26 protein-coding genes and 1 pseudogene are annotated in these 26,342 nt (G+C 68.7%); 26 read left to right on the top strand and 1 reads right to left on the bottom strand.

Translation table 11 applies throughout. The features are described 5' to 3' along the window. Positions 1–37 precede the first annotated feature (37 nt). Entirely contained in the window at positions 38–805 is a 768-nt protein-coding gene (xth, locus tag OC534_RS14935) for an exodeoxyribonuclease III (RefSeq protein ID WP_136006462.1), read from the top strand. A 74-nt stretch (positions 806–879) separates the two neighbouring features. Here xth and OC534_RS14940 read toward each other — a convergent pair whose 3' ends face one another. Continuing rightward, on the bottom strand, positions 880–1,131 hold the full coding sequence (locus OC534_RS14940; RefSeq protein ID WP_136006461.1) for a GlsB/YeaQ/YmgE family stress response membrane protein: 252 nt from the start codon (positions 1,129–1,131) through the stop codon (positions 880–882). Between the two features lie 90 nt (positions 1,132–1,221). On the opposite strand from OC534_RS14940, the gene OC534_RS14945 reads away from it, so the two are divergent. The 25 genes and pseudogenes from OC534_RS14945 to OC534_RS15065 all read left to right on the top strand — a co-directional run bounded on the left by OC534_RS14945 (position 1,222) and on the right by OC534_RS15065 (position 26,309). Then, the gene (locus OC534_RS14945) at positions 1,222–1,821 is read left to right on the top strand and encodes a 4'-phosphopantetheinyl transferase superfamily protein (RefSeq protein ID WP_136006459.1); all 600 of its coding nucleotides are present in this window, start codon (positions 1,222–1,224) and stop codon (positions 1,819–1,821) included. Positions 1,822–1,881: 60 nt separating this feature from the next. Continuing rightward, positions 1,882–2,520 (top strand): 16S rRNA (guanine(527)-N(7))-methyltransferase RsmG, encoded by a 639-nt coding sequence (gene rsmG, locus OC534_RS14950; protein WP_262072080.1) that lies wholly within the window; start codon positions 1,882–1,884, stop codon positions 2,518–2,520. 211 nt (positions 2,521–2,731) lie between these two features. After that, on the top strand, positions 2,732–3,529 hold the full coding sequence (locus OC534_RS14955) for a ParA family protein (protein ID WP_017357136.1): 798 nt from the start codon (positions 2,732–2,734) through the stop codon (positions 3,527–3,529). Further along, positions 3,529–4,452, top strand: a complete 924-nt coding sequence (locus tag OC534_RS14960) for a ParB/RepB/Spo0J family partition protein (protein ID WP_017357135.1) — start codon at positions 3,529–3,531, stop codon at positions 4,450–4,452. Before OC534_RS14955 ends, OC534_RS14960 begins: the two co-directional genes overlap by 1 nt. Positions 4,453–4,486: 34 nt before the next feature. Then, the gene (locus OC534_RS14965) at positions 4,487–4,795 is read left to right on the top strand and encodes a helix-hairpin-helix domain-containing protein (protein ID WP_262072081.1); all 309 of its coding nucleotides are present in this window, start codon (positions 4,487–4,489) and stop codon (positions 4,793–4,795) included. A gap of 48 nt (positions 4,796–4,843) precedes the next feature. Next, entirely contained in the window at positions 4,844–5,809 is a 966-nt protein-coding gene (locus tag OC534_RS14970) for an NAD-dependent epimerase/dehydratase family protein (RefSeq protein WP_017357133.1), read from the top strand. 87 nt (positions 5,810–5,896) lie between these two features. Then, on the top strand, positions 5,897–6,619 hold the full coding sequence (locus tag OC534_RS14975; RefSeq protein ID WP_017357132.1) for a glycosyltransferase family 2 protein: 723 nt from the start codon (positions 5,897–5,899) through the stop codon (positions 6,617–6,619). After that, a complete protein-coding gene (locus OC534_RS14980) occupies positions 6,619–6,960 on the top strand; it encodes a lipid-A-disaccharide synthase N-terminal domain-containing protein (RefSeq protein WP_017357131.1) in 342 nt (113 codons plus the stop codon). The genes OC534_RS14975 and OC534_RS14980 overlap by 1 nt, the downstream gene beginning before the upstream one ends. A 145-nt stretch (positions 6,961–7,105) precedes the next feature. Next, positions 7,106–8,890 (top strand): DUF885 family protein, encoded by a 1,785-nt coding sequence (locus OC534_RS14985; RefSeq protein ID WP_262072082.1) that lies wholly within the window; start codon positions 7,106–7,108, stop codon positions 8,888–8,890. Positions 8,891–8,990: 100 nt separating this feature from the next. Next, complete coding sequence (locus OC534_RS14990; RefSeq protein ID WP_136006449.1) at positions 8,991–9,356, top strand: DUF2946 family protein; 366 nt, start codon at positions 8,991–8,993, stop codon at positions 9,354–9,356. 56 nt (positions 9,357–9,412) lie between these two features. Next, positions 9,413–10,723 (top strand): TolC family protein, encoded by a 1,311-nt coding sequence (locus tag OC534_RS14995; protein ID WP_262072083.1) that lies wholly within the window; start codon positions 9,413–9,415, stop codon positions 10,721–10,723. Positions 10,724–10,878: 155 nt separating this feature from the next. Next, positions 10,879–11,688, top strand: a pseudogene (locus OC534_RS15000) (efflux RND transporter periplasmic adaptor subunit); the annotation flags it as partial. Between the two features lie 38 nt (positions 11,689–11,726). Further along, positions 11,727–14,900 carry a CusA/CzcA family heavy metal efflux RND transporter gene (locus tag OC534_RS15005; RefSeq protein ID WP_262072085.1) on the top strand — a complete coding sequence of 1,058 codons (3,174 nt, stop codon included), beginning with the start codon at positions 11,727–11,729 and terminating at the stop codon, positions 14,898–14,900. 99 nt (positions 14,901–14,999) lie between these two features. After that, positions 15,000–15,482, top strand: a complete 483-nt coding sequence (locus OC534_RS15010) for a hypothetical protein (RefSeq protein WP_017356333.1) — start codon at positions 15,000–15,002, stop codon at positions 15,480–15,482. After that, a complete protein-coding gene (locus OC534_RS15015; protein ID WP_153165118.1) occupies positions 15,479–17,194 on the top strand; it encodes a hypothetical protein in 1,716 nt (571 codons plus the stop codon). The genes OC534_RS15010 and OC534_RS15015 overlap by 4 nt, the downstream gene beginning before the upstream one ends. A gap of 8 nt (positions 17,195–17,202) precedes the next feature. Then, positions 17,203–17,397 (top strand): hypothetical protein, encoded by a 195-nt coding sequence (locus tag OC534_RS15020; RefSeq protein WP_136006440.1) that lies wholly within the window; start codon positions 17,203–17,205, stop codon positions 17,395–17,397. Then, positions 17,394–17,942 (top strand): hypothetical protein, encoded by a 549-nt coding sequence (locus tag OC534_RS15025; protein ID WP_262072086.1) that lies wholly within the window; start codon positions 17,394–17,396, stop codon positions 17,940–17,942. Before OC534_RS15020 ends, OC534_RS15025 begins: the two co-directional genes overlap by 4 nt. 4 nt (positions 17,943–17,946) lie before the next feature. Next, positions 17,947–19,503 (top strand): AAA family ATPase, encoded by a 1,557-nt coding sequence (locus OC534_RS15030; RefSeq protein ID WP_136006436.1) that lies wholly within the window; start codon positions 17,947–17,949, stop codon positions 19,501–19,503. 207 nt (positions 19,504–19,710) lie between these two features. After that, positions 19,711–19,947, top strand: coding sequence for a 50S ribosomal protein L28 (gene rpmB, locus OC534_RS15035; RefSeq protein WP_005411638.1), 237 nt, complete (start codon positions 19,711–19,713; stop codon positions 19,945–19,947). A 10-nt stretch (positions 19,948–19,957) separates the two neighbouring features. Continuing rightward, positions 19,958–20,125 carry a 50S ribosomal protein L33 gene (rpmG, locus tag OC534_RS15040; protein WP_172407465.1) on the top strand — a complete coding sequence of 56 codons (168 nt, stop codon included), beginning with the start codon at positions 19,958–19,960 and terminating at the stop codon, positions 20,123–20,125. A 130-nt stretch (positions 20,126–20,255) separates the two neighbouring features. Next, a complete protein-coding gene (gene cls, locus OC534_RS15045; RefSeq protein WP_136006500.1) occupies positions 20,256–21,674 on the top strand; it encodes a cardiolipin synthase in 1,419 nt (472 codons plus the stop codon). A 35-nt stretch (positions 21,675–21,709) separates the two neighbouring features. Then, positions 21,710–23,110, top strand: a complete 1,401-nt coding sequence (locus OC534_RS15050) for an FAD/NAD(P)-binding protein (RefSeq protein WP_262072088.1) — start codon at positions 21,710–21,712, stop codon at positions 23,108–23,110. A gap of 52 nt (positions 23,111–23,162) precedes the next feature. Next, positions 23,163–25,355, top strand: a complete 2,193-nt coding sequence (uvrD, locus tag OC534_RS15055; RefSeq protein ID WP_017357485.1) for a DNA helicase II — start codon at positions 23,163–23,165, stop codon at positions 25,353–25,355. Positions 25,356–25,371: 16 nt separating this feature from the next. Next, on the top strand, positions 25,372–25,698 hold the full coding sequence (locus OC534_RS15060; protein ID WP_262072087.1) for a low molecular weight protein tyrosine phosphatase family protein: 327 nt from the start codon (positions 25,372–25,374) through the stop codon (positions 25,696–25,698). Positions 25,699–25,754: 56 nt separating this feature from the next. Then, positions 25,755–26,309 carry a hypothetical protein gene (locus tag OC534_RS15065; protein WP_017357488.1) on the top strand — a complete coding sequence of 185 codons (555 nt, stop codon included), beginning with the start codon at positions 25,755–25,757 and terminating at the stop codon, positions 26,307–26,309. Positions 26,310–26,342: the final 33 nt, after the last annotated feature.

The raw sequence follows: 26,342 nt of genomic DNA on the forward strand, positions 1-26,342 counted from the left end.
CGGCCGGCAGCCGGCAGTACCCGGGTAGAATGGCGCCATGAAAATCGCCTCTTGGAACGTCAACTCACTCAATGTGCGCCTGCCGCACCTGGAACAATGGCTCACCACGTTCTCACCGGACGTGGTCGGCATCCAGGAAACCAAGATGGAGGACCACAAGTTCCCCGACGCGGTGCTGGCCGGGCTGGGCTACCGCAGCGTGTTTGCCGGGCAGAAGACCTACAACGGTGTCGCGCTGCTCTCGCGCGAACCGGCGCAGGACGTGCAGATCGGCATTCCCGGCTTCGAGGACGAGCAGAAGCGCGCGATCGCCGGCACCGTCAACGGCGTGCGCATCATCAACCTGTACGTGGTCAACGGCCAGGACGTAGGCACCGACAAGTACGCCTACAAGCTGCGCTGGCTCGAGGCGGTACACGCCTGGGTGGCCGACGAACTGCAGCGCTACCCCGAGCTGGTGGTGATGGGCGACTTCAACATCGCCCCGGACGCCCGCGACGTGCACGATCCGCTGGTGTGGAACGAGAACCACATTCTCACCTCCACCGCCGAGCGTGGCGCGCTGAACAAGCTGCTGCAGCTTGGCCTGCATGACGCCTTCCGCCTGCACAACGAAGAGGAAGGCGTGTTCAGCTGGTGGGATTACCGCGCCGCCGGCTTCCGCCGCAACCTGGGCCTGCGTATCGACCTGACCCTGGTCACCGACGCGCTCAAGGCGCGCGCGCTGGCGTCGGGCATCGATCGCGAACCGCGGACCTGGGACCGCCCCAGCGACCATGCGCCGGCCTGGGTGCAGCTGGGCTGATCCCGGCCATGCAACAAGGCCCGGCGGTGCCGGGCCTTGTTGGGACGTGCATACCCACCCGACGTGGGTACCTGCTAACGGACGCTTTTTCGGGTAAACAGATTGACGATCGCAAGCAGGATCACCGCACCGATCAGCGAGAACAGGAACGTACGGAGGGTGATGGCTTCGTTGATGCCACCGCCGAACAACCAACCGGCCAGCAGTGCACCGACGATGCCAACCACGATGTTGAGGATGATGCCCTGCTGCGCGTCCCGCTTCATGATGATGCTGGCCAGCCACCCCACGATGCCGCCGACGATCAGCCAGATGATGATGCCCATAGCGTTGACTCCCGGTTTGCGTGTGCGACCGGCCCAGTTGACGGCAACGCCCGTGAAGTTGTCGTGCAGCCCTGCTCACCTGGCACAGCCATGAGCCTGCCGGTCACACTGGACGGTCCGTGGCGGTTCGGTCCGGTCACTGTGTGGCGGCTGCCGCACGTGCCCGGCACCCGTGGCGAGCCGCAGGCGCGGGTGCTGCTGGCCCAGCAGCTGGGCGGTGACCCGGACCGCCTGCCGCTGCACCGCGACTCGCGCGGCCGCCCGGAACTGCATGGGCCGCTGGCCCACCTGGGCACCGGCTGGAGCCACAGCCACGGACTGCTGCTGGTCGCGCTGGGCGAAGGGGTGCGCCTGGGCGTGGACCTGGAGCCCCTGCGCCCGCGCCCGCGCATGCGCGAGATCATCGAGCGCTTCTTCCATCCGGCCGAGGTGGCGTGGCTGCTGGGCCTGGAGGAAGACGCCCGCGCGCCGTGGTTCTTCCGCGTGTGGTGCGTCAAGGAAGCCATCCTCAAGGCGCAGGGGCAGGGCATCTCATTTGGCCTGCACCGCCTGCAGCTGGCCCCGGACGCCAACGGCGCCCTGCATCTGGCCTGGTGCGATCCCGAGCTCGGTGACCCCGCGCGCTGGCACCTTCACGAATGGCAGGCCGCCGCCGATTTCCGCGCGGCGCTGGCGTTTCACGCGCTGTGAGGCCCGCGGGGACGCTGGTTGATGCGGTCGCCCATGCCGCCGACCTGCGATAATCCCTCCATGACCGAACATACCCTTCCGGCCGGCGTGGCCGATGCGCTCGCGCGCGGCCTGGCCGCAATGGAGCTGGATGCCGCCCTGGCGCCGCCCCTGCTGACCTACCTGGCCCTGCTCGACCGCTGGAACCGCACCTACAACCTGACCGCCATCCGCGACCCGCTGGAGATGGTCACCCGCCACCTGCTCGACTCGCTGGCGATGCAGCCACACCTGGAGCGCGGCACCCTGGCCGACCTGGGCACCGGTCCCGGGCTGCCCGGCATCCCGCTGGCCATCGCGCGCCCGCAGCTGCAGGTGACCCTGGTCGAAAGCAACGGCAAGAAAGCCCGCTTCATGCGCGAAGCGGTGCGCCAGCTTGGCCTGGGCAATGCCCGCGTCGCCGAGTCGCGCGCCGAAGCCCTGGCCGAACCCGGTGCCTATGAAGCGCTGACCGCCCGCGCGATGGACACTCTGGCCGGCATCATCGATGTCGGCGGCCATCTGCTGCGCCCCGGCGGCCGGCTGCTGGCCATGAAGGGCGTGTACCCGCATGACGAGATCGCCCAGTTGCCGGCCGGCTGGACGGTCGAACAGGTGCTGCCGCTGCACGTGCCGGGCCTGACCGGCGAGCGGCATCTGGTGGTCGTGGCCGGCCCCTGAGCCCGCACGCGTGACCGTGGCCGGGTGGCCTGCCGCCCGCCGCTCCATCGGCGCCAGCGCCCGCCCCCGTTGCCGCTCCGCCCCTCCCGGGGTGCGTCGAACACGCGCACCGGGACGTTCGGGCGCCCGGCGCGGCGCATCTCACAGTGCATGACACGCCCCATATACGCATAATGACCAGTCCCACTCCCTGCCGATGAGGCTCACCCGCATGGCCCGCATCATCGCCATCGCCAACCAGAAAGGTGGCGTCGGCAAGACCACGACCGCCGTCAATCTGGCCGCCTCCCTGGCTGCTGCACCCAAGCGCGTGCTCCTGGTCGACCTCGATTCCCAGGGCAATGCGACCATGGGCAGCGGCGTGGACAAGCGTGAAGTCGCCGCGTCCACCTGCGATCTGCTGCTCGGCGAAGCCACCGCTGCCGACGTCCGGGTCACCACGCCGGAAGGCTTCGACCTGCTGCCGGGCAACATCGACCTGACCGCCGCCGAGATCCAGCTGATGGACCAGGGCGAGCGCGAGCAGCGCCTCAAGCGCGCGCTGGCCCCGGTCCGGGACGAATACGACTACATCCTGATCGACTGCCCGCCGGCGCTGTCGCTGCTGACCCTGAACGCGTTGGCTGCCGCCGATTCGGTGATCGTGCCGATGCAGTGCGAGTACTACGCGCTGGAAGGCCTGAGCGCGCTGGTGGAAACCATTGAAGCGCTGCGTGCCAACCTCAACCCGGCACTGGAGATCGAGGGCGTGCTGCGCACCATGTTCGACGTGCGCAACAACCTGGCCAATGCGGTGTCGGCCGAGTTGACCGAGCATTTCGGTGATCGTGTGTTCCGCACCATCGTGCCGCGCAACGTACGCCTGGCCGAAGCGCCCAGCCACGGCCAGAGCATCGTCGGGTACGACCGTGCCTCGCGCGGTGGCGTCGCCTACCTCGGCCTGGCCGGCGAGATCATCCGCCGCCACCAACAACGCAATAAGGCCGACAAGGCCCTGGAGACCGCCTGATGAGCACCAAGCCCGCCCTCGGCAAGAAACGCGGCCTCGGCCGTGGCCTCGACGCCCTGCTGGGCCCGAAGGGGGCGGTGACGCAGGTGCAGGCGGCCGCAGTGATCGAGCCGCAGCCCGGTGAGATCCTGCGCAAGCTGCCGGTGGGGCAGCTGCAGCCCGGCAAGTACCAGCCGCGCCGCGACATGGACGAGACCAAGCTGGGCGAACTGGCCGACTCGATCCGCTCGCAGGGCGTGATCCAGCCGATCCTGGTGCGCCAGCTCGGTGCGGACAGCTTCGAGATCGTGGCCGGCGAACGTCGCTGGCGCGCCTCGCAGTTGGCCGGCCTGGACGAAGTGCCCGTGGTGGTGCGTGAGCTGGAAGACCGCACCGTCATCGCGATGGCGCTGATCGAGAACATCCAGCGCGAAGACCTCAATCCGCTCGAAGAAGCCGAAGCACTGCAGCGGCTGATCACCGAGTTCGCCCTGACCCACGCCGAGGCCGCGCAGGCCGTGGGCCGGTCGCGGGCGGCGGTGTCCAACCTGCTGCGCCTGCTTGAACTGCCGATCGCCATCCGCCTGCTGCTGGAAACCCGCCGGCTGGAAATGGGCCACGCCCGCGCGCTGCTGACGCTGGCGCCGGAACTGGCCAGCAAGCTGGCCCAGGAAGCCGCCGATGAAGGCTGGTCGGTGCGCGAAGTGGAACACCGCGCGCAGCAGTTCGCGGCGGGCAAGGTGCCCGGTGCGCTGCGCAGGAAGCCGGCCGCCAGTGCGCCGCAGGCCGACATCGCATCGCTGGAAACCGAACTGTCCGAATCGCTGGGCGCCCGCGTGGCGATCAACCACGGCCGTGGCGGCAAGGGCAAGCTGATCATCCATTACACCGACCTGGACACGCTGGATGGCGTGCTCGAACGACTCCGCGCACAGAAGGGCTGAGTCCCGACCTGCGCCAGAGGATGTCCCCCCTGCAATGAATCCCACCAAGGTCGACCGCAATCATCTGTTGCGTCTGACCGACCTGCCGAACGTCGGGCCGGCCTGCGAGAAGGATCTGCGTCTGATCGGCATCCGCGTGCCCGCGCATGTCCGCAGCCGCGACGCCTATGACATGTACGCGCAGTTGTGCCTGCGCACCGGGGTCGTGCACGACCCCTGCGTGATCGATGTCTTTCTGTCCATCGTGCGCTTCATGCAGGGCGAGGCACCGCGACCCTGGTGGGACTTCAGCAAGGAACGCAAGGCCACGCTGGCAAAGGAAGCGCCGTTGACCCTGCGGTGAGCGCGGCGTAGCACAATAGGCGCAGTGAACTTTCCGGGACGCCTCTCCATGACCCTTCTTGTCACCGGCGCTGCCGGCTTCATCGGCGCCAACACCGTCCGTGCCCTGCTCGATGCGGGCCACGCGGTGGTCGGCCTGGACAACTACAACGACTACTACGACCCGCAGATCAAGCGCGATCGCGTGGCCGCACTGTGCCCGGATGCGGATATCCGCGTCCTGGACCTCACGGACCGCGACGGCCTGGCCGCGTTGTTCGACGAGGTGAAGCCGACCCGGGTGATCCACCTCGCCGCCCAGGCGGGGGTGCGCTATTCGCTGGAGAATCCGCACGCCTACGTTGACAGCAACCTGGTCGGCTTCGTCAACATGCTCGAACTGTGCCGCCACCGCGGCGTGGCGCACCTGGTGTATGCCTCCAGCAGCTCGGTGTACGGCGATTCGGCAACGCCGCCGTTCTCCGAGGACCAGCGCATCGACCAGCCGCGTTCGCTGTATGCCGCCACCAAGGCGGCCAATGAGCTGATGGCACACACTTACGCCCATCTGTACGGTCTGCGTGCCACCGGTCTGCGCTTCTTCACCGTGTACGGCCCGTGGGGCCGCCCTGACATGGCGCCGCTGCTGTTCTCGCGCGCGGTGCTGGCGGGCCGCCCGATCGACGTGTTCAACGACGGAAAAATGCAGCGCGACTTCACACATGTCTCCGACATCGTGGCCGGTATCCTCGGCGCGCTGGCGCATCCGTCCGGGGAGGAGGTTCCGCACCGTGTCTTCAACCTGGGCAATCACACACCGGTCGAGCTGGAGCACTTCATCGGTGTCATCGAGGCGGCGGCCGGGCGTCCGGCGCACAAGGTCTACAAGCCCCTGCAGCCTGGCGATATGGTGCGCACGATGGCCGATACCACGCGCGCACATGACGCCTTCGGCTATGAACCGGCCACGCCCATCGAGCGCGGCCTGCCGCCGGTGGTGGCCTGGTGCCGCGACTATTTCGGCGATCACGCCTGACACACGCGCCCCAATTCATCTTCAGATAACCTTGCGTGCGGACAATGCGCGCTCTTTTTCGATCCTGGCCCTTCGCAGAGCCCGACCATGAGCCAACCCCAGCTGTCGGTCGTCGTCCCGGTCTTCAATGAACGCGACAACGTCACCCCCCTGATCGACGAGATCACCGCCGCGCTGCGCGGCCGGATCGACTTCGAGATCGTCTACGTCGACGATCACTCCCGCGACGACACCCTGGCGGTGCTGCAGGGCCTGAAGGCCGACAACCCGGAACTGCGGGTACTGCACCACGTCAGCCAGAGCGGCCAGAGCACGGCGGTCCGCACCGGCGTCAAGCACGCCCGTGCGCCGTGGATCGCCACGCTGGACGGCGACGGCCAGAACGACCCGGCCGACATCCCCGGGCTGCTGGCCGCCCGTGACACGGCCGCGCCGCAGGTGAAGCTGTTCGCCGGCTGGCGGGTCAACCGCCAGGACAGCGGCAGCAAGCGCTGGGCCAGCAAGTGGGCCAACGCGATCCGTGCGCGCATGCTGCGCGACAACACCCCCGATACCGGCTGTGGCATCAAGCTGTTCGAGCGTGAGGCCTTCCTGGACCTGCCGTATTTCGACCACATGCACCGCTATCTGCCAGCGCTGATGCAGCGCGCCGGCTGGAAGACGGTCAGCGTGCCGGTCAACCATCGCCACCGCACCGCCGGTGTCTCCAAGTACAACAACCTGGGCCGTGCCTTGGTCGGCATCCGCGATCTGCGTGGCGTGGCCTGGCTGATCACGCGCAGCAAGCGCACCGCCGTGGAAGAGCGCTGATGGAACTGCACGGGCTCGACCAGCCGTTGACCTGGCTGTACTGGACCGGCCTGCACGTGACCGGCTGGAAGCTGATCGGCTATACGGGCGCGCTGATGTTCGGCGGCCGCTGGCTGGTGCAGTTCATCGCCTCCCGGCGTGCGGGCAAGCCGGTGATTCCACGCCTGTTCTGGTACATGAGCGTGGTCGGCAGCCTGATGACGCTGAGCTATTTCCTGTTCTCGGCCAAGCAGGATTCGGTTGGCGTGCTGCAGAACCTGTTCCCGGCCTTCACCGCCCTGTACAGCCTCAAGCTGGACATCCAGCACCGCGGCTGGAAGCGGGACAAGGCGCAGCATTGACCTGACGGGGGAGCCGGCCGTTGGTTGGCCGCGACCCGCGGCCGATCCCCGTTCCTGCGGCGGTGCGGCAGGACCTTTGATCCATGCACCGGCCCCTGCGGGAGTGCCATGATCGGGGTTTGCCGTCCATCGGGAACCGCTGATCGTGAAATCGCCGCTCGTCACCGCCCTGCTGCTTGCCCTGGCGCTTCCTGCCCCCGCCGCCTTTGCCGCCCCGCCGGCCGCCCCGGCCGCCGCACCTGCCAGCCTGGCCACCGAGCATGCCGCCGATGCGCAGTTCCGTGCCATCTACGAAAAGGAATGGACGTGGCGCCAGGACGGCGGCGGCGAGGCCAGCGAAGACGGTGACGGTCCGGCCAATGCCACCCGCATGCCCGACGTCGGCGCCGCTGCCCAGCAGGCGCGGCTGAAGGTGTGGGACGCGGTGCTGGCCCAGCTCGACCGGATCGACCCCGCGACGCTCTCGCCCGACAACCAGATCAATTACGCCATCTACCGCGACCAGGTCTTCAACCTGGCGGCCGACGTGCGCCTGCGCGGCTATGAAATGCCGTTCAACGCCGACTCCTCGTTCTGGTCCAACCTGTCGTTCATGGCGCGCCGCGAAATGAAGACCGCGCAGGACTTCCGCAACTACATCGCGCGGCTCAACGACGTGCCGCGCTACTTCGACCAGCAGACCGACAACATGCGCGCCGGCCTCAAGCGCGGCTTCAGCGTGCCGCGTGCGGTGCTCGACGGCCGCGAAGTGTCCATCGCCACCGTGTCCGAGCTGAAGGACCCCACCCAGTCGCCGCTGTACGCCCCGTTCAAGAAGCTGCCGGCCAGCATCCCGGCCGCCGAGCAGGCGCAACTGCAGGAACAGGCGCGGCAGGCCATTGGCGGCGCTGTGGTGCCGGCGTTCGCCAAGCTGCGCACGTTCTTCGTCACCGAGTACGTGCCGCAGGCGCGCACCACCCTGGCCGCCGAAGCCATGCCCGACGGCAAGGCCTACTACAAGCAGCAGATCCACGAATACACCACGCTGGACCTCACCCCGCAGCAGATCCACGAAATCGGCCTGAAGGAAGTGGCACGCATCCAGAGCGAGATGAACGGCATCATCCAGCAGGTGCAGTTCAAGGGCAGCTTCGCCGAGTTCCTCACCTTCCTGCGCACCGACCCGCAGTTCTACGCCAAGACCCCGGACGAACTGCTGCACCGCGCCGCCTGGATCTCCAAGCGCGTGGATGGCGTGATCGGCAAGTACATGACCCTGCCGCGCGCGCGCTTCACCATCGTGCCGGTGCCGCCGGACATTGCCCCGTTCTGGACCGCCGGCCGCGGCGGCATGGGCACCTACTGGCTCAACACCTACAACCTGCCGGCGCGCCCGTTGTACAACCTGCCGGCGCTGACCCTGCACGAATCCGATCCGGGCCATGCACTGCAGGGCGCGCTCGCCGCCGAACAGGGCGAGCAGCCCGAGTTCCGCCGCACGGCCTACATCTCCGCCTACGGCGAAGGCTGGGGCCTGTACTGCGAGAAGCTGGGCGTGGAGATGGGCATCTACGAAACCCCGTACGAGGATTTCGGGCGCCTGACCTACGAAATGTGGCGTGCCGCGCGCCTGGTGATCGACACCGGCGTGCACCACAAGGGCTGGAGCCGTGAGCAGGCCATTGCCTACCTGCGCGACCACACCGCGCTGAGCGAGCACGAGGTGACCACCGAGGTGGATCGCTACATCTCCTGGCCGGGCCAGGCGCTGAGCTACAAGCTGGGCGAGATCGCGATCGTGCGCCTGCGGGCGCAGGCCGAGCAGGAACTGGGCGATCGCTTCGACGTGAAGTCCTTCCACGACGCCGTGCTCAAGCAGGGCTCGGTGCCGCTGCCGGTGCTGGAACGGCAGATCCAGGCCTACATCGCCCAGCGCAAGGCCGCGACCTGAGACAGACGGGGCCTGCGGGCACGCAGCAGGCCCCGTCAACGTGAACCTTCGCAGCGCACTGCGATTGTGTAACGGGCAAGCGGACCGCTACCCTGCGGCCATGTTCCGCCGTGCCCGCCCGCGTCCGTCCCTGCTGCTGCGCCTGCTGATGCTGGTTGCGGTGGGACTGGGCGTGTTCGGCAGCGCCACGGCGTCAGCGCTGGCCGACATCCACATCAGCCTGCATGCCGATGCCGCGCACCTGGCCGATGATGCCGACGCCGAAGGCCCCGATCACGACGGCAGCGATCTGCTGCACACCCTGGTCCATTGTGGCCATTGTCACGGCCACGGCGGCGTGCTGCCGATGGCGTCGCTGCCGTGGACGCTGCCGTCCGCGCCGCCTCACGCACTGCCGTCCAGCCTGACCGCGCAGCTGCGTACCCAGCCGCCCGAGAGCCTGCTGCGTCCTCCGATAGCGGCCTGATGCCACGCGGCTCCGTGCCGCCGTCCGACATCTGAACCGCTTTCTGGAGAATCCCCATGTGGATGCGTCTGGCAGCCTTGGCTGCCTTTGCGTTCGTGCCGTGCGTGTCCGCACAGGGCACGGCGCCGGCTGTAGCGTCACCCCCCACCGCATTGACCCTGGACGACGCGATCGCCCGCGTCGCCCGCTACCATCCCGATCTGCGCCTGGTCGATGCGCAGCGCCCGCTCTGGGAAGCGCGCCGTGATGCGGCGGCACTGCGTCCCCCGCTGACGCTCGGCGTGGATCTGGAGAACGCGTTCGGCAGCGGCGACGCCAGCGGCCTGCAGGCCGCCGAACTGACCGTTACGCTGGCCGGTGTGCTCGAACGCGGCGGCAAACTGGACGCCCGTCGTGCGGTGGCCCAGGCCAACATCGACGCACTCGCACCGCAACGCGAAACCGCGCGGCTGGACCTGATGGCCGAGGTGGCCCGCCGCTACCTGGCGGTCACCGAGGCGCGCCAGCAACTGGCCATCGCCACCACCGACATCGAACAGCGCCGCCGCGCGGTTGCCGCGGCCCGCCTGCGGCTGCAGGCCGGCGCGTCGCCGGAATCGGTGCTGCTCACCGCGCAGTCGATGCTGGCCCAGGCCGAACTGGACCGCGACCGTGCCAGGCAGATCGACCAGTCCGCGCGCGCGGCGTTGTCCGCGCTGTGGCGCGCGCGCGACCCCGGCTTCGAGGTCGTCACCGGCGATCCGATGCGGTTGCCAGCCCTGCAGGCCTTCGCCGCACTGGCCGAGGAACTGCAGCGCACCCCCGAACTGGCCGTGCTGGCCGGCGAGCGTCGCCTGCGCGAGGCGCAGCTGACCCTGGCCCGGACCCAGGCGCGGCCGGACATGAGCTGGCAGGTCGGCATGCGCAACAGCCGCGACACGCGCGATACCTCGCTGGTGGCCGGCGTCAGCCTGCCGCTGGGCAGCGTGCGCCGCGCCGAACCGGACATCCGTGCGGCCGAGGCCGAACTTGCCTTGAGCAGCATCGAGCGCGAGGCGCGCGAACTCCAGCTCTACGCCACCCTGGCCGAGGCGCACGGCCGTTACCTGACCGCGCGGCTGGAAGTCACGCGCATGGCCAGCGACGTGCTGCCGCGCCTCACGCGCGCCGAGAACGCGGCCGAAAAGGCGTGGCGTGCCGGTGCCATCAGCTACATGGAGTGGGCGCAACTGCAGGCCCTTCGCATCGAGGCGCGGCAGCGCCAGCTCGCTGCCGCGATCGCCGCACAGACCGCGCTGATCGAAATCCAGCGACTCACCGGCCAGAGCATGGTCGCTACCGCCGATGCCCCGGCACATTCCACGGTGTCCACGGAGGACCGCCCATGACCCTTTCCGCATCCCGCACCGCCCTGGCCGCCAGCCTGCTGCTGGCCCTGCTGGCCCTGACCGGCTGTGGCAAGGACATCCCGGCCGACGCAGCCCCGGGCCACGGCGAGCCTGGCCACGAGGAGGGCGAGGACGACCATGACGCACCGGAGAGCACCACGATCACGGCGGCGATGGCCGGGCAGGCCGGCATCCGTGTGGCGCCCGTGGCCGCCGGCACCATCGCCGACGAACATGATGTGCAGGGCCTGCTGACCCCCGTCGATGGGCGCGTGGCGCAGGTGACGGCGCGTTTCCCCGGCCCGATCCGTTCGCTGCGCGCCAACGTCGGCGACCGCGTGGCGGCCGGGCAGGTGCTGGCCAGCATTGAAAGCAACCTCAGCCTGACCACTTACACCGTCAGCGCGCCGATCGCCGGTGTGGTGCTGGCACGCCAGGCGCAGGTGGGCGGCGTGGCCGGGGAGGGCACGCCGCTGTTCGAGATCGGCGATCTGTCCACGCTGTGGGTGGACCTGCACATCTTCGGCAACGACACCCAGCACATCACCGCCGGCGTGCCGGTCACGGTGTCGCGCATGACCGATGGCGTGAGCCAGGCCACCACGCTCGAACGCGTGCTGCCCGGCACCGCCACCGCCAGCCAAAGTACCGTGGCGCGCGCCACGCTGCGCAACGACGACGGTCTGTGGCGGCCTGGTGCGGCGGTCAAGGCGCGCATCGTGGTGGCGACCACGCCGGCCGCGCAGGTAGTGCCGCTGTCGGCGCTGCAGAGCATGGACGGCAAGGACGTGGTGTTCGTGCGCACCGCCGACACTTACACCGCCCGCCCGGTCACGCTCGGCGCGCGCGACGCCACGCAGGTCGAAGTCCTGTCGGGCCTGACGCCCGGCGAGGACGTCGTGGTGGAGCAGAGCTACGTGGTCAAGGCCGACATCGGCAAGGCGGGGGCGTCGCATGAACATTGATCCCGTTCTGCCGCCGCCCGTCCGCGGAGGATGCCGTCATGCTTGAGCGCATCATTGGCATGTCCATCGCCCATCGGTGGCTGATGATGAGCCTGACCACGGTGCTGGTCGCAGTGGGCATCTGGAGTTTCACCCAGCTGCCGATCGACGCCACGCCGGACATCACCAACGTCCAGGTGCAGATCAACACCGCCGCACCGGGGTATTCACCGCTGGAGACCGAACAGCGCATCACCTATCCGGTGGAGACGGTGATGGCCGGTCTGCCGCGGATGGAGCAGGCCCGCTCGCTGTCGCGCTACGGCCTGTCGCAGGTGACCGTGGTGTTCGAGGACGGCACCGACATCTACTTCGCCCGGCAACAGGTGGCCGAGCGCCTGCAGCAGGTCAAATCGCAGATTCCGACAGGGCTGGACCCGCAGCTCGGCCCGATCGCCACCGGTCTGGGCGAGATCTTCATGTACACCATCGACGCCGATCCCAAGGCGCGCAAGGCCGATGGCACGCCGTACACCGCCACCGACCTGCGCACCCTGCAGGACTGGGTGATCCGGCCGCAGTTGCGCAACGTGCCGGGCGTGACCGAGGTCAACACCATCGGGGGCTTCCAGCGCCAGGTCCACATCACGCCGGACCCGGCCCGGCTGCGTGCGCTGGGCTTCACCCTGGAAGACGTCGCCGAGGCGGTGGAGGCCAACAACCAGAACGTCGGCGCCGGCTACATCGAACGCAACGGCCAGCAGTTCCTGGTGCGCATCCCCGGCCAGGTGGCCAACCTGGAGGAGATCGGCAACATCGTGCTGGCACGGCGCGAAGGCGTGCCGATCCATGTGCATGACGTGGCCGAGGTCAAGGACGGTCCGGAACTGCGCAGCGGTGCGGCGACCCAGAACGGCCACGAAGTGGTGATGGGCACGGTGGTGATGCTGATTGGCGCCAACAGCCGCGACGTGGCCCAGGCGGCCGCCGCGCGCCTGCAGCAGGCCCAGCGCAGCCTGCCCGAGGGTGTCACTGTCACGGCCAGCTATGACCGCACGGCGCTGGTGGACCGTACCATCGCCACCGTGGCCAGGAATCTGGTCGAGGGCGCGCTGCTGGTGATCGTGGTGCTGTTCCTGCTGCTCGGCAATTTCCGCGCGGCGCTGATCACCGCCGCGGTGATTCCGTTGGCGATGCTGTTCACCCTCGCCGGGATGGCGCGCGGCGGGATCTCGGCCAACCTGATGAGCCTGGGCGCGCTGGATTTCGGCCTGATCGTCGACGGTGCGGTGATCATCATCGAGAACTGCCTGCGCCGCTTCGGCGAACGCCAGCACGCGCTCGGTCGTGACATGACCCGCCAGGAGCGTTTCCAGGAAACCGCCAGCGCGACGGCCGAGGTGATCCGCCCCAGCCTGTTCGGACTGGGCATCATCACCGCGGTGTACCTGCCGATCTTCGCGCTGTCCGGCGTGGAAGGAAAAATGTTCCACCCGATGGCGATCACGGTGGTCCTGGCCCTGACCGGCGCGATGGTGCTGGCACTGACCTTCGTGCCGGCCGCGATCGCTCTGTTCCTGGGCGGGCGCGTGCAGGAGAAGGAAAACCGCCTGATGGCGTGGGTGCGTCGCCGTTACGAGCCGCTGCTGGCGTTCTCGCTGCGTCGCGGGCGCTGGATGGTGGCCGGTGCACTGGTGCTGGTGGTCGGTTGCGGGCTGCTCGCCACCCGGCTGGGCAGCGAGTTCGTGCCGAACCTGGACGAAGGCGATGTGGCCATGCATGCCATGCGCATTCCCGGCACCAGCCTGACCCAGTCCATCGACATGCAGAAGCACATCGAAAACCGGCTGGTGCAGTTTCCCGAGGTAAGCAAGGTGTTCTCCAAGATCGGTACGCCGGAGGTCGCCTCCGACCCGATGCCGCCGTCGGTGGCCGACACCTTCATCATGATGAAACCGCGCAAGGACTGGCCGGACCCGCGCAAGCCGCGCGCGACGCTGCTGGGCGAGCTGGAGGCCGCGGTCGAGCAGTTGCCCGGCAACAACTACGAGTTCACCCAGCCCATCCAGATGCGCACCAACGAGCTGATCTCCGGCGTCCGTGCGGACGTGGCGGTGATGCTGTTCGGCGATGACCTGGAGACGCTGCTGGCGGTGGGCAGACGCATCGCGGCGGTGGCCGGCAAGGTACCGGGCGCGGCCGATGTGCGGGTCGAAGAGACCAGCGGCCTGCCGCTGCTCACCGTGACCCCCAACCGCACCGCGCTGGCCGGCTACGGGCTCAACCCGGGCCAGGTGCAGTCCACCGTCGCCACGGCGGTGGGCGGGCAGGTGGCCGGGCAGTTGTTCGAAGGCGACCGCCGCTTCGACATCGTGGTGCGGTTGCCCGAAGCCCTGCGCCAGGACCCGGCCGCCTTGGCGGACCTGCCGGTATCGCTGGAAAGCGCACTGTCCGGCGGTGATGCCGATGAGTCCAGCCGCGCCGCCAGTGGCACCAACGGCGCGCGCACCGTGCCGCTGCGTGAACTGGCCACGCTGGCCAACAGTGAGGGCCCGAACCAGATCAACCGCGAGAACGGCAAGCGCCGCATCGTGATCACCGCCAATGTGCGCGACCGCGATCTGGGCGGCTTCGTCGGCGAGCTGCAGCAGACCATCGGCCGCGAGGTGCAGGTGCCCAACGGGTACTGGATCGAGTATGGCGGCAGCTTCGAGCAGTTGATCTCGGCCAGCCGGCGCCTGGCGATCGTGGTGCCGCTCACGCTGGTCATCATCTTCGCGCTGCTGTTCTGGGCCTTCGGGTCGATCAAGGACGCGGCCATCGTCTTCAGCGGCGTACCGCTGGCGCTGACCGGCGGTGTGCTGGCGCTTGCCGCGCGGGGCATTCCGCTGTCGATCTCGGCTGGCGTCGGCTTCATCGCGCTGTCCGGCGTGGCGGTGCTCAACGGCCTGGTGATGATCAGCTTCGTGCGCAGCCTTCGCGAAGGAGGGCTGCCGCTCGCGCAGGCCGTGCGCGACGGCGCGCTGGGCCGTCTGCGCCCGGTGCTGATGACCGCGCTGGTGGCATCGCTGGGCTTCGTGCCGATGGCCTTCAATGTCGGTGCCGGTTCGGAAGTGCAGCGCCCGCTGGCGACGGTGGTGATCGGCGGCATCGTGTCGTCCACGCTGCTGACCCTGCTGGTGCTGCCGGTGCTTTACCGCTGGCTGCATCGTCGCGACGCGTCGCCGGCGTGAGCCCGTGCTCCGCGCGCCATGTGGCGCGCGGAGCACGCCCGACTCTGGTACCTTTCTGCGTCGTTACGCCGCGGCCGCGGCAATGCAGGACGCAGCGACATGGCGCGCAATCTACTGTTGGGCACCCCCGCCACCACCACCCCGACCCTCACCACGACGCGGTCGCAGGCCGCTACCGGGCTGGCCTCCGCATCGCTGGACACCCGCCTGCGCCAGAAGCGCTCGCCGGCCTACCTGCAGGCGATGGCCAAACTCGATGCCGGCGGCCACGTGCACGATCGCCAGGCACTGGATGCGCTGCTCGCGCAGATCGATCAGGAACTGGGCACGATCGAGATCCAGGAGCGCCTGCTGGGCATTGTCGGGCGTTGCTACCTGGGGCACCCCTACGAAGTGCACACCCTGGACCTCGGCGGGCGCATCACCGAGCATTTCAAGAAAGGTCACCCGCTGCCGCTAACGCTCGAACGGGCCCGCGTCCTGGCCACGCATCCGTCGTATGCCTTCATCGAGGTGTACGCCACCCGGATGGTGGCGGTGAGCGAGTCCGGGCAGACCGCGATCATTGAAGGAACGGCATGAGTACCCAACGCATCATCCATATGGCGGACCTGTCCGCCATCAACAGCAGCCTGCGCACCCTCGGCCGCGATCTGGACTCGCTGAACGCGCAGGTCGATGCGGTCCAGCACGACGTCGGCGCAACCCGCAGCGAACTGGCGCGCCTGGAAAAGGCGTTCATGGATTTTGTCGCCGCCGACGTCAAGGCCAAGGAGCTGTCGCTCGCCGAGACCCGCCAGGTCAAGATCCGCCAGGAACTGGAAACCCGCTTCGGCCACTACGGCGAGGTGCGTCGCCAGACCACCGGCATCCTGCAGGCCGCCGACATTTCGCTGGTCCGCCAGGACACCATCCGTGCCGCCAGCGAGAACCTGATGCTGGCCGCACCGGGGTACTGGCTTGCGCCGGCGCTGGTGGCCCTGGCCGCCTGGCTCAACGACCACAAGGACCTGGCCGAGCGCGCGCTGGCCGAAGCGATCCGCCGCGACGATGAGAAGACCAGCCTGCTGTTCGCGCTGGTCAGCCGCCGCGCCGGTCGCCTGGCCGCATCGCAGCAGTGGATGGACCGCTACCTGGGCATGCAGAACCCGGTGGAACTGGACCGCCAGACCGTGGTGCTCATCGATGCGATCGCCGCCGGTGTGTTTGGTGTGGAAACCGCGCTGACCTGCGTGGCGCGCACCAGCGACTGGATCGAGGAGCTGTCCCAGCGCGCCGGCTTCATCGAGAGCCAGCGCAGCCAGTGGATCGACGCGCTGCGCTCGAAGACGCCGCACGGCGACGACAGCGCCCGCTACCCGCATCTGCAGCAGTACAGCCCCACCTGGCCGGCCCTGCAGGCCTCGCTCAATGCCACCGCCACGCACGGCGCGGTCGCCCAGCATTTCCAGGCCGTGTTCAGTGGCGAGGTCCGCGCGACTGCCGGCCTGGCCGCCGATGTCGATGCACTGCTGACCAAGCTGGTCTCCCATTTCGATGTGGAGGAACTGCCGCTGCGTCGCGATGAGGAGCTGTGCCGCCTGATCATCGAAGAGAACGGTGACCGCGCTGCCGCCACGTCGCGCTTCCAGCTGCAGGATCCCGCGCTGGAGCACCGCATCAGCTTCACCCAGCTGCTGACCAACGCGGCGATGCATCCGGAAACCTCGCACGCCTCGCGCGCCACCCAGCGCTTTGCCACCGCGCAGTCGCGCGCCTGGATCCTGGAGGCGCACCACGACCTCACCGCCAGCATCCGCCTGGCGGTGCCAACGCAGGTGCAGCTGCACCTGGATGGCTGGGAAGGCAGCACCACCGACGGCGGCAACCAGGCCGACCTGGAAGCCGCGCTGGGCCAGCACATCGACGGCCGTCTGGCCGAGGCACTGGCCTCGGTCAAGCTGGGCATCCACCACTGGCTGGTGATGGGCCTGGGCATCCTGCTGATGCTGCTGGCCCTGGGCAACATCGTGGGCATGGTGATCGCGGCGGTGATGCTGCTGTGGGTGTACATGGCCTACCGCAATCTGGACAAGCAGCGCACCAAGGTGCGCGCCGATTTCGCCGCGCTGCGCGAGCAGAGCCAGCAGGCGTTGAAGGCCTGCGTTGCCGAAGTGGTCGAAGTACGCCGCGACCTGGCCGCGCGCGATGCGCAGTCCGCGTCGGTGACCGCGCTGCTGGAATCGATCACGCCCGACCAGTTCACCCTGGGCGGCCACGACAACACCCGCCGCATTCTTGCCGCCACCGCCTGAGGCCCGCCATGACCCGATCCCTGCTGGATGCCACTGTCACGCCGCCGCCGTTGCCGGCCGAAGCACCGCCCCTGCCGCCGTTGCCGGTCGAGCGCGCACCGGCCGTGTCCGTCGCTCCGGACGCCCTGGCTGGCGCCCTGCCGGGCTGGGACCTGCTCCCGGCCACCGGCTTCGTGCGGCGCAAGCGCGCTACGGCCGGATGACCCTGCCGGTTCCCCGCACCTACGCGCAATGGAGCCAGGTGCTGGATGCCTTTGACGATGGCCAGCATGATGCCGAGGCCCTGGCGGCGATGGCGGCCGGCCAGGTGGACTGGACGCCCGGCGTGGCCACGCTGTTCAGCCAGCGTGTCTGCGCGCTGCTCGACCGCCGCCTGCAGCGCTGCGGCGCACGCCTGACCCGTGACCTCGGCCTGCGCAGCGACGAGGTCACCCTGGTGCGCGCGCTGCTCGATGCGCGCCGCCACTTCGCCGTGCTCTACCAGCTTGCCACCCTGGCCACGCTGCCCGAACCGCTGCGTGCGCACCTGCGCGCCGAGCTGGAACGCATCGCCGCGGACATGCAGCGCGGGCTGGAGGAGGGCGCGCAACGCGCCCGCTGCGAGCGTTCGCTGCGCGCGCTGCGCCACAACAGCCTGTGCCACTACCGGCCTGCCGCTACCGATGCCGTGGCGCCTGCCCCGAAGCCCGGCGCCCTTTCCGCGGAACCGCCGGCACTGCCGGCGCGCCGCCGTACCCTGATGATCTGACGCCATGAGCGATACCCGCGAGTTCCACGCCACGCTGACCCGCTACCTGAAGGCGCGCGTGCCCTTCATCTCCATCCGCAGCACAGAGCGGGCCCGGGTGCTGGACATCCTGCGCGACGTTGCCGGCGCGCTGAATGCCCCGTTTTACGTGCACACCCTGTCGCAGGGCACGCGTGAGCTGTCCACCGGCCGTATCGTCAACGAGGACAGGTCGGTGGTCGGTGCGGTCGACTTCGCCAGCCAGCAGATGGCCCAGCGCCAGAACCTGAGTTTCGTGCTCACCGAAGTGTCCGACCTGGAGGACGACACGCCCTCGGCGCGGCAGCTGATCGACGTGGCGATGCTGGCCGCCGACCACGGCGGTTCGCTGGTGGTGGTCACCAGCAAGCCGATCTTCGGCCAACTGCAGCGGCTGGGCATGTCGCTGGTGCTGTCGCCGCCCACCGAAGACGAGATGGCGGCGATCATCCATGAGCAGATCGACCCGTATCGCAGCCAGTTCCAGATCGCCTGGGACGATGCCGACATCCGCCAGGCGGCCGCGATCCTTGCCGGCATCTCGCGCCTGGAAGCGGAAAACATCATCGCCACGCTGCTGGTGAACGGCCGGATCGACAAGAACGACCTGGTGGAGCTGATGCACGCCAAGGACCGCATCTTCGCCGACATTTCCGGCATCGAGCGCGTGCCCGTGCGCGGCGGCGACCTCAGCGTGGGCGGCCTGGGCGGGCTCAAGGACTGGCTGGCCCGCGAGCGCCCGCTGCTGACCGCCGACCTGCGCGAGCGCGGCATCCGTCCGCCGCGCGGCGTGCTGCTGGTGGGCGTGCCCGGCTGCGGCAAATCGCTGTCGGCCAAGGCCATCGCGCAGGACTGGCAGTTGCCGCTGTACCGGCTGGACCTGTCCACGATCCACGGCCAGTACCTCGGGCAGAGCGAGGGCCGGCTGAAGGAAGCCCTGGCCACCGCCGATCACGTGGCGCCGTGCGTGCTGTGGATCGACGAGATCGAGAAGGGCCTGGCCGGCGCGACCGGCGGCGGCGATGGCGGGACCTCGACCCGGCTGGTCGGCCAGTTCCTGTACTGGCTGCAGGAAGCCCGCACCCGGGTGTTCGTGGTGGCCACCGCCAACGATGTCTCCAAGCTGCCGCCGGAGCTGCTGCGCCGTGGCCGCTTCGACGAACTGTTCTTCGTCGACCTGCCGACCGCGCCGGAACGCCGCGACATCATCGGGATCTATGCCCGGCGCGGCCTCCAACAGCGCGAGCTGGCCCCGGCGCTGCTCGACGAGCTGGTCGAGCTGTCCGAGGGCTTTGCCGGCTCGGACCTGGAGTCGGCCGTGCGCGAGGTGGTCAAGGAGGCCTACCTGAAGGGCGACGCGGTGGTCACCGATGACCTGTTCCGGCGCAGCTTCCAGAACGTGGTGCCGCTGTCACGGACCGCGCCGGAGCAGATCGAGAACATCCGCGCCTGGGGCCGGGAGCGGGCCGTACCCGCCTCGGGCGAGGCGATCGCCGGCACCCCGCTGACCAGCGGCCGCCCGCGCCGCGCCGTGCTGACCTGAGCCGGCGGCGCCTTGCATCACAGGGCGCGCGCTGGCATAATGCGCGGCTCGCTGTGTCCAAAAACCTTTGGATCGGCGGCCGGGAACACGTCATCCGGTCGGCCCTCGACAGCGTAACCCTTTGATTCTCATGACGTGTGGCGGGAAACCGTCGAGGCCGCCGTCGCCCGGGCTATGGGCCGACACTTACTTTCATCGAGGTGCGCAATGTCCCGCGTATGCCAAGTTTCCGGCAAGCGAGTGCAGACGGGTAACAACGTCTCGCACGCCAACAACAAGACCCGTCGTCGTTTCCTGCCCAACCTGCACGAGCGCCGCTTCTGGGTTGCCAGCGAGAACCGCTGGGTCAAGCTTCGTGTTTCCGCGCATGCCCTGCGCACCATCGACAAGAACGGCATTGATTCCGTTCTGGCTGAGCTGCGTGCGCGCGGCGAAAAGGTCTGAGGAGTAAACGATCATGGCAGGCAAGCGCGACAAGATCCGTCTGATTTCGACGGCCAACACTGGCCACTTCTACACGACGGACAAGAACAAGAAGAACACCCCCGGGAAGATGGAATTCCTGAAGTACGATCCGGTCGTGCGCAAGCACGTCCTGTACAAGGAAGGCAAGATCAAGTAATCCGTCACCGGATTGGTTGATGTCCCGCGAAGAACCCGCCGAGAGGCGGGTTTTTTGTTGGGCGGCCGGCCACCACGGCCGCACACGGCAGCCGTGGCAGAATGCGGTTCCACCCCCGACGGGCGACGCGATGCTGTTCGAGTGGATGCTGGGTTCCTGGTTGTTGATGCTGGACTGGCTGATCCGGCTGGCGGCGCTGTTCTGGATTCCCACCCGCACCACCCCGGGGGCGGCGCGCAGCTGGCTGCTGCTGGTCGGTTTCGTGCCGTTGCTGGGGTTGCCCCTGTATCTGCTGTTCGGCCATCCGTGGCTGTCGCGGCAGCGCGTGCAGCGACAGGCCGAAGCCTCCCAGGTCATCCGCGAGGAACAGGCCCTGCAACCGCCGCTGCGCTGGACGCCGCTGCCGGACACGGCCACCGCCGAGATCGTGCCGCTGATCGAGCGCCAGGGCGACTTCATGCCCATCCACGGCAACGCGGTTGAACTGCTCAGCGACTACGACGCCTCCCTGCAGGCGCTCATCGCCGATATCGACCAGGCCCGCGACCGCGTGCACCTGCTGTACTACCTGATGTTCGACGATGCGGTCGGCGAAGCGATCGTGCAGGCGCTGCAGCGCGCCGCCGCCCGCGGCGTGCATTGCCGGCTGCTGCTCGATGCGGTGGGCGCCAAGCGCGGCCTGCGCCGCTACCGCCATCGGCTGCAGGCGCTCGGCGTTGACGTGCGCGCGATGCTGCCCGGTGGGCTGCGCTGGCGGCGCAGCGGGCGCATGGACCTGCGCAACCATCGCAAGATCGCGGTGATCGACAACCGGGTCGGCTACATCGGTTCGCAGAACCTGGCCCAGCCGCAGTTCGTGCCCGGTTTCCCCAACAGGGAACTGGTGGCGCGGGTGCGCGGTCCGGCCGTGGCCCATCTGGAAGCGGTGTTCGCCAGCGACTGGTACATGGAAACCGGCCAGCGCCTGGACGTGTTGACCGCCGTGCCGGTGTGCTCGGCCGACGTGGCCACCCAACTGCTGCCCAGCGGCCCGGCCTATCCCTTCAGCAACGCGCGCGACGCGGTCAATGCGTTGATCCACCTGGCCCGCCGGCGCATCGTGCTGGTCACGCCGTACTTCGTACCTGACGAGGCCACCCTCAGTGCACTGCGCATCGCCGCGCTGTCCGGCGTGCAGGTGCAGCTGATCCTGTCGGCCAGCAGCAACCAGCGGCTGACCGCCTGGGCGCAGGAGGCGTACTACGACGAACTGCTGCGCTGCGGTGTGCGCATCGCCCTGTACGAGCCCAGTTTCCTGCATGCCAAGCACCTGACCGTGGACGAGGACATCGCGCTGGTCGGCTCGATCAACCTGGACATCCGCTCGTTCGCCCTCAACGCCGAGATCGGCATGCTCTGCTACGACGCCGGCATCGTGGCGCAGCTGCTGCGCATCGAGAACGACTACCTGCTGCAGTCGCGCCAGCTCGACCTGAAAACCTGGCGCGGCCGGCCGGCATGGCGACGCAGCCGCGAAGGCATCGCCCGGCTGGCCGACGCGCTGATGTAGCGCTGCGGCGGCGTCCGACAGAGGCGGTCGCGCGCATCGCCTACAATCGCTGCATGACTGCCACCGAAACTTCCCGCCAGTGCGACCTGGCCATCGTCGGCGGTGGTGCGGCCGGCGTGCTGGTCGCGCTGCACGCGCTGCGCTCCGCCACCGGCGCTGCCCAGATCGTCCTGTTCGAGCCGGCCTCGGTGCTGGCCCAGGGCATCGCCTATGCCACGGCATGGCCGGACCATCTGCTCAACGTGCCGGTCGGCAGGATGAGCGGCCTGCCCGACGCCGCCGATGACTTCCTGGCATATCTCCTGCAGATCGAGGCGTTCCCGACCCTGGACCGTGACGCACTGGCGGCAGCATACGTGCCGCGGCGCATGTACGCCGCCTACCTGCAGGCGCGCCTGGAGCAGGCACAGGCCGACAGCCCGGCCCGGCTGCAGGTCGTGCATGAGGCCGTCCTTGGCCTGCATCCGGGCAACGCCGTACAGCGGCTGTCGCTGGCCAACGGCGATCACTGGCAGGCGCGCCAGGTGGTGCTGGCCTGTGGCAACAGCATGCGGCCGCTGCCGGTGCCCGGCGCCGAGGCGCTGCCCCCGGCAAAGGTGGTCGATGCGTGGGATTACGACGGTGTGCGCCTGCTGGCCGGCGCCGGCGACGTGGCCATCATCGGTTCCGGCCTGAGCATGGCCGACAGCGTGGTCGCGCTGGCCAACGCCGGTCACCGCGGGCGCATCCATGTGCTGTCGCGCCATGCCCTGCTGCCGTTACCGCATGCGCACGGCGGCGCGGCGACCTTCGATCCGCAGCCGCTGCCGGGCATGCCGCTGCGCCAGGCGCTGCGCGCGCTGCGCGTGCACGCCCGCAGTGCCGTCAGCCAGGGGCTGCCCTGGCAGGCGGTGATGGACCGCATCCGCCCGCTGGGCCAGGCGTTGTGGCAGGGGCTGGATGCGGTCGACCAGCGCCGTTTCCTGCGCCACGTGGTGCGGTACTGGGATGTGCATCGCCATCGCATCGCCGAGCCGGTGGAGGCGCAGGTCGCCGCACTGGAGCAGTCCGGCCAGCTGCAGCGCCATCGGGCCCGCCTGGACGCCGTGCGGGTGCTGGACGGCTCCCTGCAGGTGCACGCACACGATGCCGCCGGCGTGCTGCCGCCATTGAACGTGGACGCACTGATCAACGCCACCGGCGTGGAAACCCGCGCCACCGCCATGCGCAATCCGCTGGTGCGGCAGTTGCTCGCCGATGGCCACGCACGCCCGGGTCCGCACGGCCTGGGGTTGGATACCTCGGTGGAGCGGGGGCAGTTGCTGGATGCGGCGGGCCAACCCCAGGCCGGGGTGCAGGTGGTCGGCAGCCTGCGCATCGGCACACTCTGGGAAAGCCTGGCCATTCCCGAACTGCGCGGCCAGGCCCAGCAGGCGGCACGCGCCGCGCTGGGCTGAACCGGTTGCAGGCGGTGGCGGTCGCCGCACGCTGCACGGGGTAAAATGGGGCATGGATGTCTCCCACTTGCTCGACGGGCTCAACCCCGCCCAGCGCGAAGCTGTGTCCGCGCCGCCCGGCCACCATCTGGTGCTTGCCGGTGCCGGTTCCGGCAAGACCCGCGTGCTTATCCACCGCATCGCCTGGCTCAATGAAGTCTGCGGCGTGCCGACCCACGGCATTTTTGCGGTGACCTTCACCAACAAGGCTGCCGGTGAGATGCGTCACCGCATCGACCTGCAGCTGCCGCAGGGCAGCCGCGGCGCGTGGATCGGTACCTTCCACGGCTTGGCGCACCGCCTGCTGCGGCTGCACTACCAGGACGCCAAGCTGCCCGACAGCTTCCAGGTGCTCGATTCGGACGACCAGCTGCGCCTGGTCAAGCGGGTCGTGCAGCAGCTGGAGATCGACGACGGCAAGTTCCCGCCCAAGCAGATCGCCTGGTGGATCAACGAGCAGAAGGACGAAGGCCGTCGGCCGCAGCACATCCAGCCCGAGCCGCATGACGCCTGGCTGGAAACCATGCGCCAGGCCTACGCCGCCTACCAGGAGCGCTGCGACCGTGCCGGGCTCGTCGACTTCGCCGAGCTGCTGCTGCGCGCACATGAACTGCTGCGCGACAACCCGGCACTGTTGGCCCACTACCGCTCGCGCTTCCGCGAGATCCTCGTCGACGAGTTCCAGGACACCAATGCCATCCAGTACGCCTTCGTGCGCGTGCTGGCCGGCGACAGCGGCCACGTGTTCGTGGTCGGCGACGACGACCAGGCCATCTACGGCTGGCGCGGTGCCAAGGTCGAGAACGTACAGCGCTTCCTGAAGGACTTCCCCGGCGCGCAGACCGTGCGCCTGGAGCAGAACTACCGGTCCAGCGCCAACATCCTCGGCGCAGCCAATGCGGTGATCGCGCACAACCCGGACCGGATCGGCAAGGAGCTGTGGACCGACAGCGGCGATGGCGAGCCGATCGATCTGTACGCCGCCTACAACGAAATGGACGAGGCGCGTTACGTGGTCGAGCGCGCGCGGCAGTGGGTGCGCGATGGTGGCAGCTACGGCGATGCCGCCGTGCTCTATCGCAGCAACGCGCAGTCGCGCGCGTTCGAAGAAGCGCTGCTGTCCGAGCAGGTGCCGTACCGGGTGTACGGTGGCATGCGCTTCTTCGAGCGCGCCGAAATCAAGGATGCGCTGGCCTACCTGCGGTTGATGACCAACCGCAACGATGACGCCGCATTCGAACGGGCGGTCAACACGCCCACGCGTGGCATCGGCGACCGCACCCTGGACGAAGTGCGCCGGCTGGCGCGCACCCAGGCAATCTCACTGTGGGAAGCCACCATGCTGACCACGCAGGGCGACGCCCTGGCTGCGCGGGCGCGCAACGCGTTGGCCGGGTTCCTGACCCTGGTCAACCAGTTGCACGGCGAAGCCGGCGAGATGACCCTGGCCGAACGCATCGACCACGTGCTGGTGCGCTCGGGCCTGCGCGAGCACTGGTCAAAGGAAAGCCGCAACGCGCTGGATTCGGAATCGCGTGCGGACAACCTGGACGAACTGGTGTCGGTGGCCTCGCGCTTCGTGCGCCGCGAGGACGACATCGAAGAAACCGGCGAAACGATGAGCGAGCTGGTTGCCTTCCTGTCCTACGCCTCGCTGGAGGCCGGCGAAGGCCAAGCGCAGGCGGGCGAGGAGGGCGTGCAGCTGATGACCCTGCACTCGGCCAAGGGTCTGGAGTTCCCCATCGTGTTCCTGGCCGGCATGGAAGACGGCCTGTTCCCGAGCGCACGTTCGCTGGAAGAAAGCGGCCGGCTGGAAGAAGAGCGCCGCCTGGCCTACGTGGGCATCACCCGCGCGCGTCAGAAGCTGGTGCTCAGCTACGCCGAATCGCGGCGCATCCACGGCCAGGACAACTACAACGTGCCCTCGCGCTTTCTGCGCGAGATCCCGCGCGAGCTGCTCAATGAAGTGCGCCCCAAGGTGCAGGTCTCGCGCAGCGCCTCGCTCGGTGCCAACCGTGTGATGGGCCACGCCGCGCTGGAAGCGCCGCCGCTCAAGCTGGGCGCGATGGTTTCCCACGCCCGCTTTGGCGAAGGCATGGTCACCGACTACGAAGGCAGCGGCCAGCACGCACGCGTGCAGGTGGAATTTGCCGAGGCCGGCAGCAAGTGGCTGGTGATGGCGTACGCCAACCTGACGGTGCTGTAAGGAGGGCGCGCCACGGATGACGCGCCACATTCTCTTCATCTGCAGCCAGAACCGCCTGCGCAGCCCGACAGCTGAGCAGGTGTTTGCCGATTGGCCCGGCATCGAGACCGCATCGGCCGGTCTCAAGCCGGATGCCGACGTGCCGGTCAGTCCGGAACTGCCGCAGTGGGCCGATCTGATCGTGTTGATGGAGCGCGCGCACCGCAGCCGTCTGTCCAGCCGGTTGCGGTCATGGCTGGGGGGCAAGCGGGTGGTGTGCCTGGATATTCCCGACGATTACGACTTCATGCAGCCGGCACGGGTGGAACTGCTGGAGCGCAAGGTGCCGCCGCTTCTGCGCTGAGCAGCCGTCCAGTGGCCGGCACTACAATGGGGGCTCTTTTTGCGTAGATCGCCCCCATGACCGATTCGCCGCTGCACATCAACGTCAAGCTGAATGCCCGGCTCCAGCCCGAGCATCGGCTGCAGCTGTTCGAAGATCCGCTCGATGCGATGCTCGAGGGCGTCGGCATCGGCGAAATCCTGGGCGGCGGCACGGCGCTGTCCGAGGACGGGGAGGTCGAGTACGGCGACCTGGAGATCCAGCTGCACGACGCCGCCGCACTGCCGCAGGTGATCGAACTGCTCGAGCAGCTCGGCGCGCCGAAGGGGTCGCTGATCCAGCGTGACGGTGAGGACGATCTGCCGTTTGGCATCACCGAAGGCCTGGGGCTGTACCTGGATGGCGTGAATCTGCCGGACGAGGTCTACGAGCAGTGCGATTCGAACTATGTGTTCGACCAGATCGTCGAGCGCATCGACGGCCACGGTGAAATCTGCAGCTGGTGGCAGGGGCCGAGCGAAACAGCGCTGTATCTGTACGGCGCCAGCTTCGACACACTGCGCGACCGCATTGCCGATCTGCTCGCCAGCTATCCGCTGTGCCAGGGCGCGCGCGTGGTGCGGATCGCCTGACCGGCGCGTTCCCCCCTTTCATCATCCCAACCC

Source organism: Stenotrophomonas sp. Marseille-Q5258, from assembly GCF_946900935.1.
Lineage (GTDB): Bacteria > Pseudomonadota > Gammaproteobacteria > Xanthomonadales > Xanthomonadaceae > Stenotrophomonas > Stenotrophomonas nematodicola.

Coding starts and splice junctions, on each gene's coding strand:
- xth (WP_136006462.1), top strand. CDS start 38: ATGAAAATCGCCTCTTGGAACGTCAACTCACTCAATGTGCGCCTGCCG.
- OC534_RS14940 (WP_136006461.1), bottom strand. CDS start 1,131: ATGGGCATCATCATCTGGCTGATCGTCGGCGGCATCGTGGGGTGGCTG.
- OC534_RS14945 (WP_136006459.1), top strand. CDS start 1,222: ATGAGCCTGCCGGTCACACTGGACGGTCCGTGGCGGTTCGGTCCGGTC.
- rsmG (WP_262072080.1), top strand. CDS start 1,882: ATGACCGAACATACCCTTCCGGCCGGCGTGGCCGATGCGCTCGCGCGC.
- OC534_RS14955 (WP_017357136.1), top strand. CDS start 2,732: ATGGCCCGCATCATCGCCATCGCCAACCAGAAAGGTGGCGTCGGCAAG.
- OC534_RS14960 (WP_017357135.1), top strand. CDS start 3,529: ATGAGCACCAAGCCCGCCCTCGGCAAGAAACGCGGCCTCGGCCGTGGC.
- OC534_RS14965 (WP_262072081.1), top strand. CDS start 4,487: ATGAATCCCACCAAGGTCGACCGCAATCATCTGTTGCGTCTGACCGAC.
- OC534_RS14970 (WP_017357133.1), top strand. CDS start 4,844: ATGACCCTTCTTGTCACCGGCGCTGCCGGCTTCATCGGCGCCAACACC.
- OC534_RS14975 (WP_017357132.1), top strand. CDS start 5,897: ATGAGCCAACCCCAGCTGTCGGTCGTCGTCCCGGTCTTCAATGAACGC.
- OC534_RS14980 (WP_017357131.1), top strand. CDS start 6,619: ATGGAACTGCACGGGCTCGACCAGCCGTTGACCTGGCTGTACTGGACC.
- OC534_RS14990 (WP_136006449.1), top strand. CDS start 8,991: ATGTTCCGCCGTGCCCGCCCGCGTCCGTCCCTGCTGCTGCGCCTGCTG.
- OC534_RS14995 (WP_262072083.1), top strand. CDS start 9,413: ATGTGGATGCGTCTGGCAGCCTTGGCTGCCTTTGCGTTCGTGCCGTGC.
- OC534_RS15005 (WP_262072085.1), top strand. CDS start 11,727: ATGCTTGAGCGCATCATTGGCATGTCCATCGCCCATCGGTGGCTGATG.
- OC534_RS15010 (WP_017356333.1), top strand. CDS start 15,000: ATGGCGCGCAATCTACTGTTGGGCACCCCCGCCACCACCACCCCGACC.
- OC534_RS15015 (WP_153165118.1), top strand. CDS start 15,479: ATGAGTACCCAACGCATCATCCATATGGCGGACCTGTCCGCCATCAAC.
- OC534_RS15020 (WP_136006440.1), top strand. CDS start 17,203: ATGACCCGATCCCTGCTGGATGCCACTGTCACGCCGCCGCCGTTGCCG.
- OC534_RS15025 (WP_262072086.1), top strand. CDS start 17,394: ATGACCCTGCCGGTTCCCCGCACCTACGCGCAATGGAGCCAGGTGCTG.
- OC534_RS15030 (WP_136006436.1), top strand. CDS start 17,947: ATGAGCGATACCCGCGAGTTCCACGCCACGCTGACCCGCTACCTGAAG.
- rpmB (WP_005411638.1), top strand. CDS start 19,711: ATGTCCCGCGTATGCCAAGTTTCCGGCAAGCGAGTGCAGACGGGTAAC.
- cls (WP_136006500.1), top strand. CDS start 20,256: ATGCTGTTCGAGTGGATGCTGGGTTCCTGGTTGTTGATGCTGGACTGG.
- uvrD (WP_017357485.1), top strand. CDS start 23,163: ATGGATGTCTCCCACTTGCTCGACGGGCTCAACCCCGCCCAGCGCGAA.
- OC534_RS15060 (WP_262072087.1), top strand. CDS start 25,372: ATGACGCGCCACATTCTCTTCATCTGCAGCCAGAACCGCCTGCGCAGC.
- OC534_RS15065 (WP_017357488.1), top strand. CDS start 25,755: ATGACCGATTCGCCGCTGCACATCAACGTCAAGCTGAATGCCCGGCTC.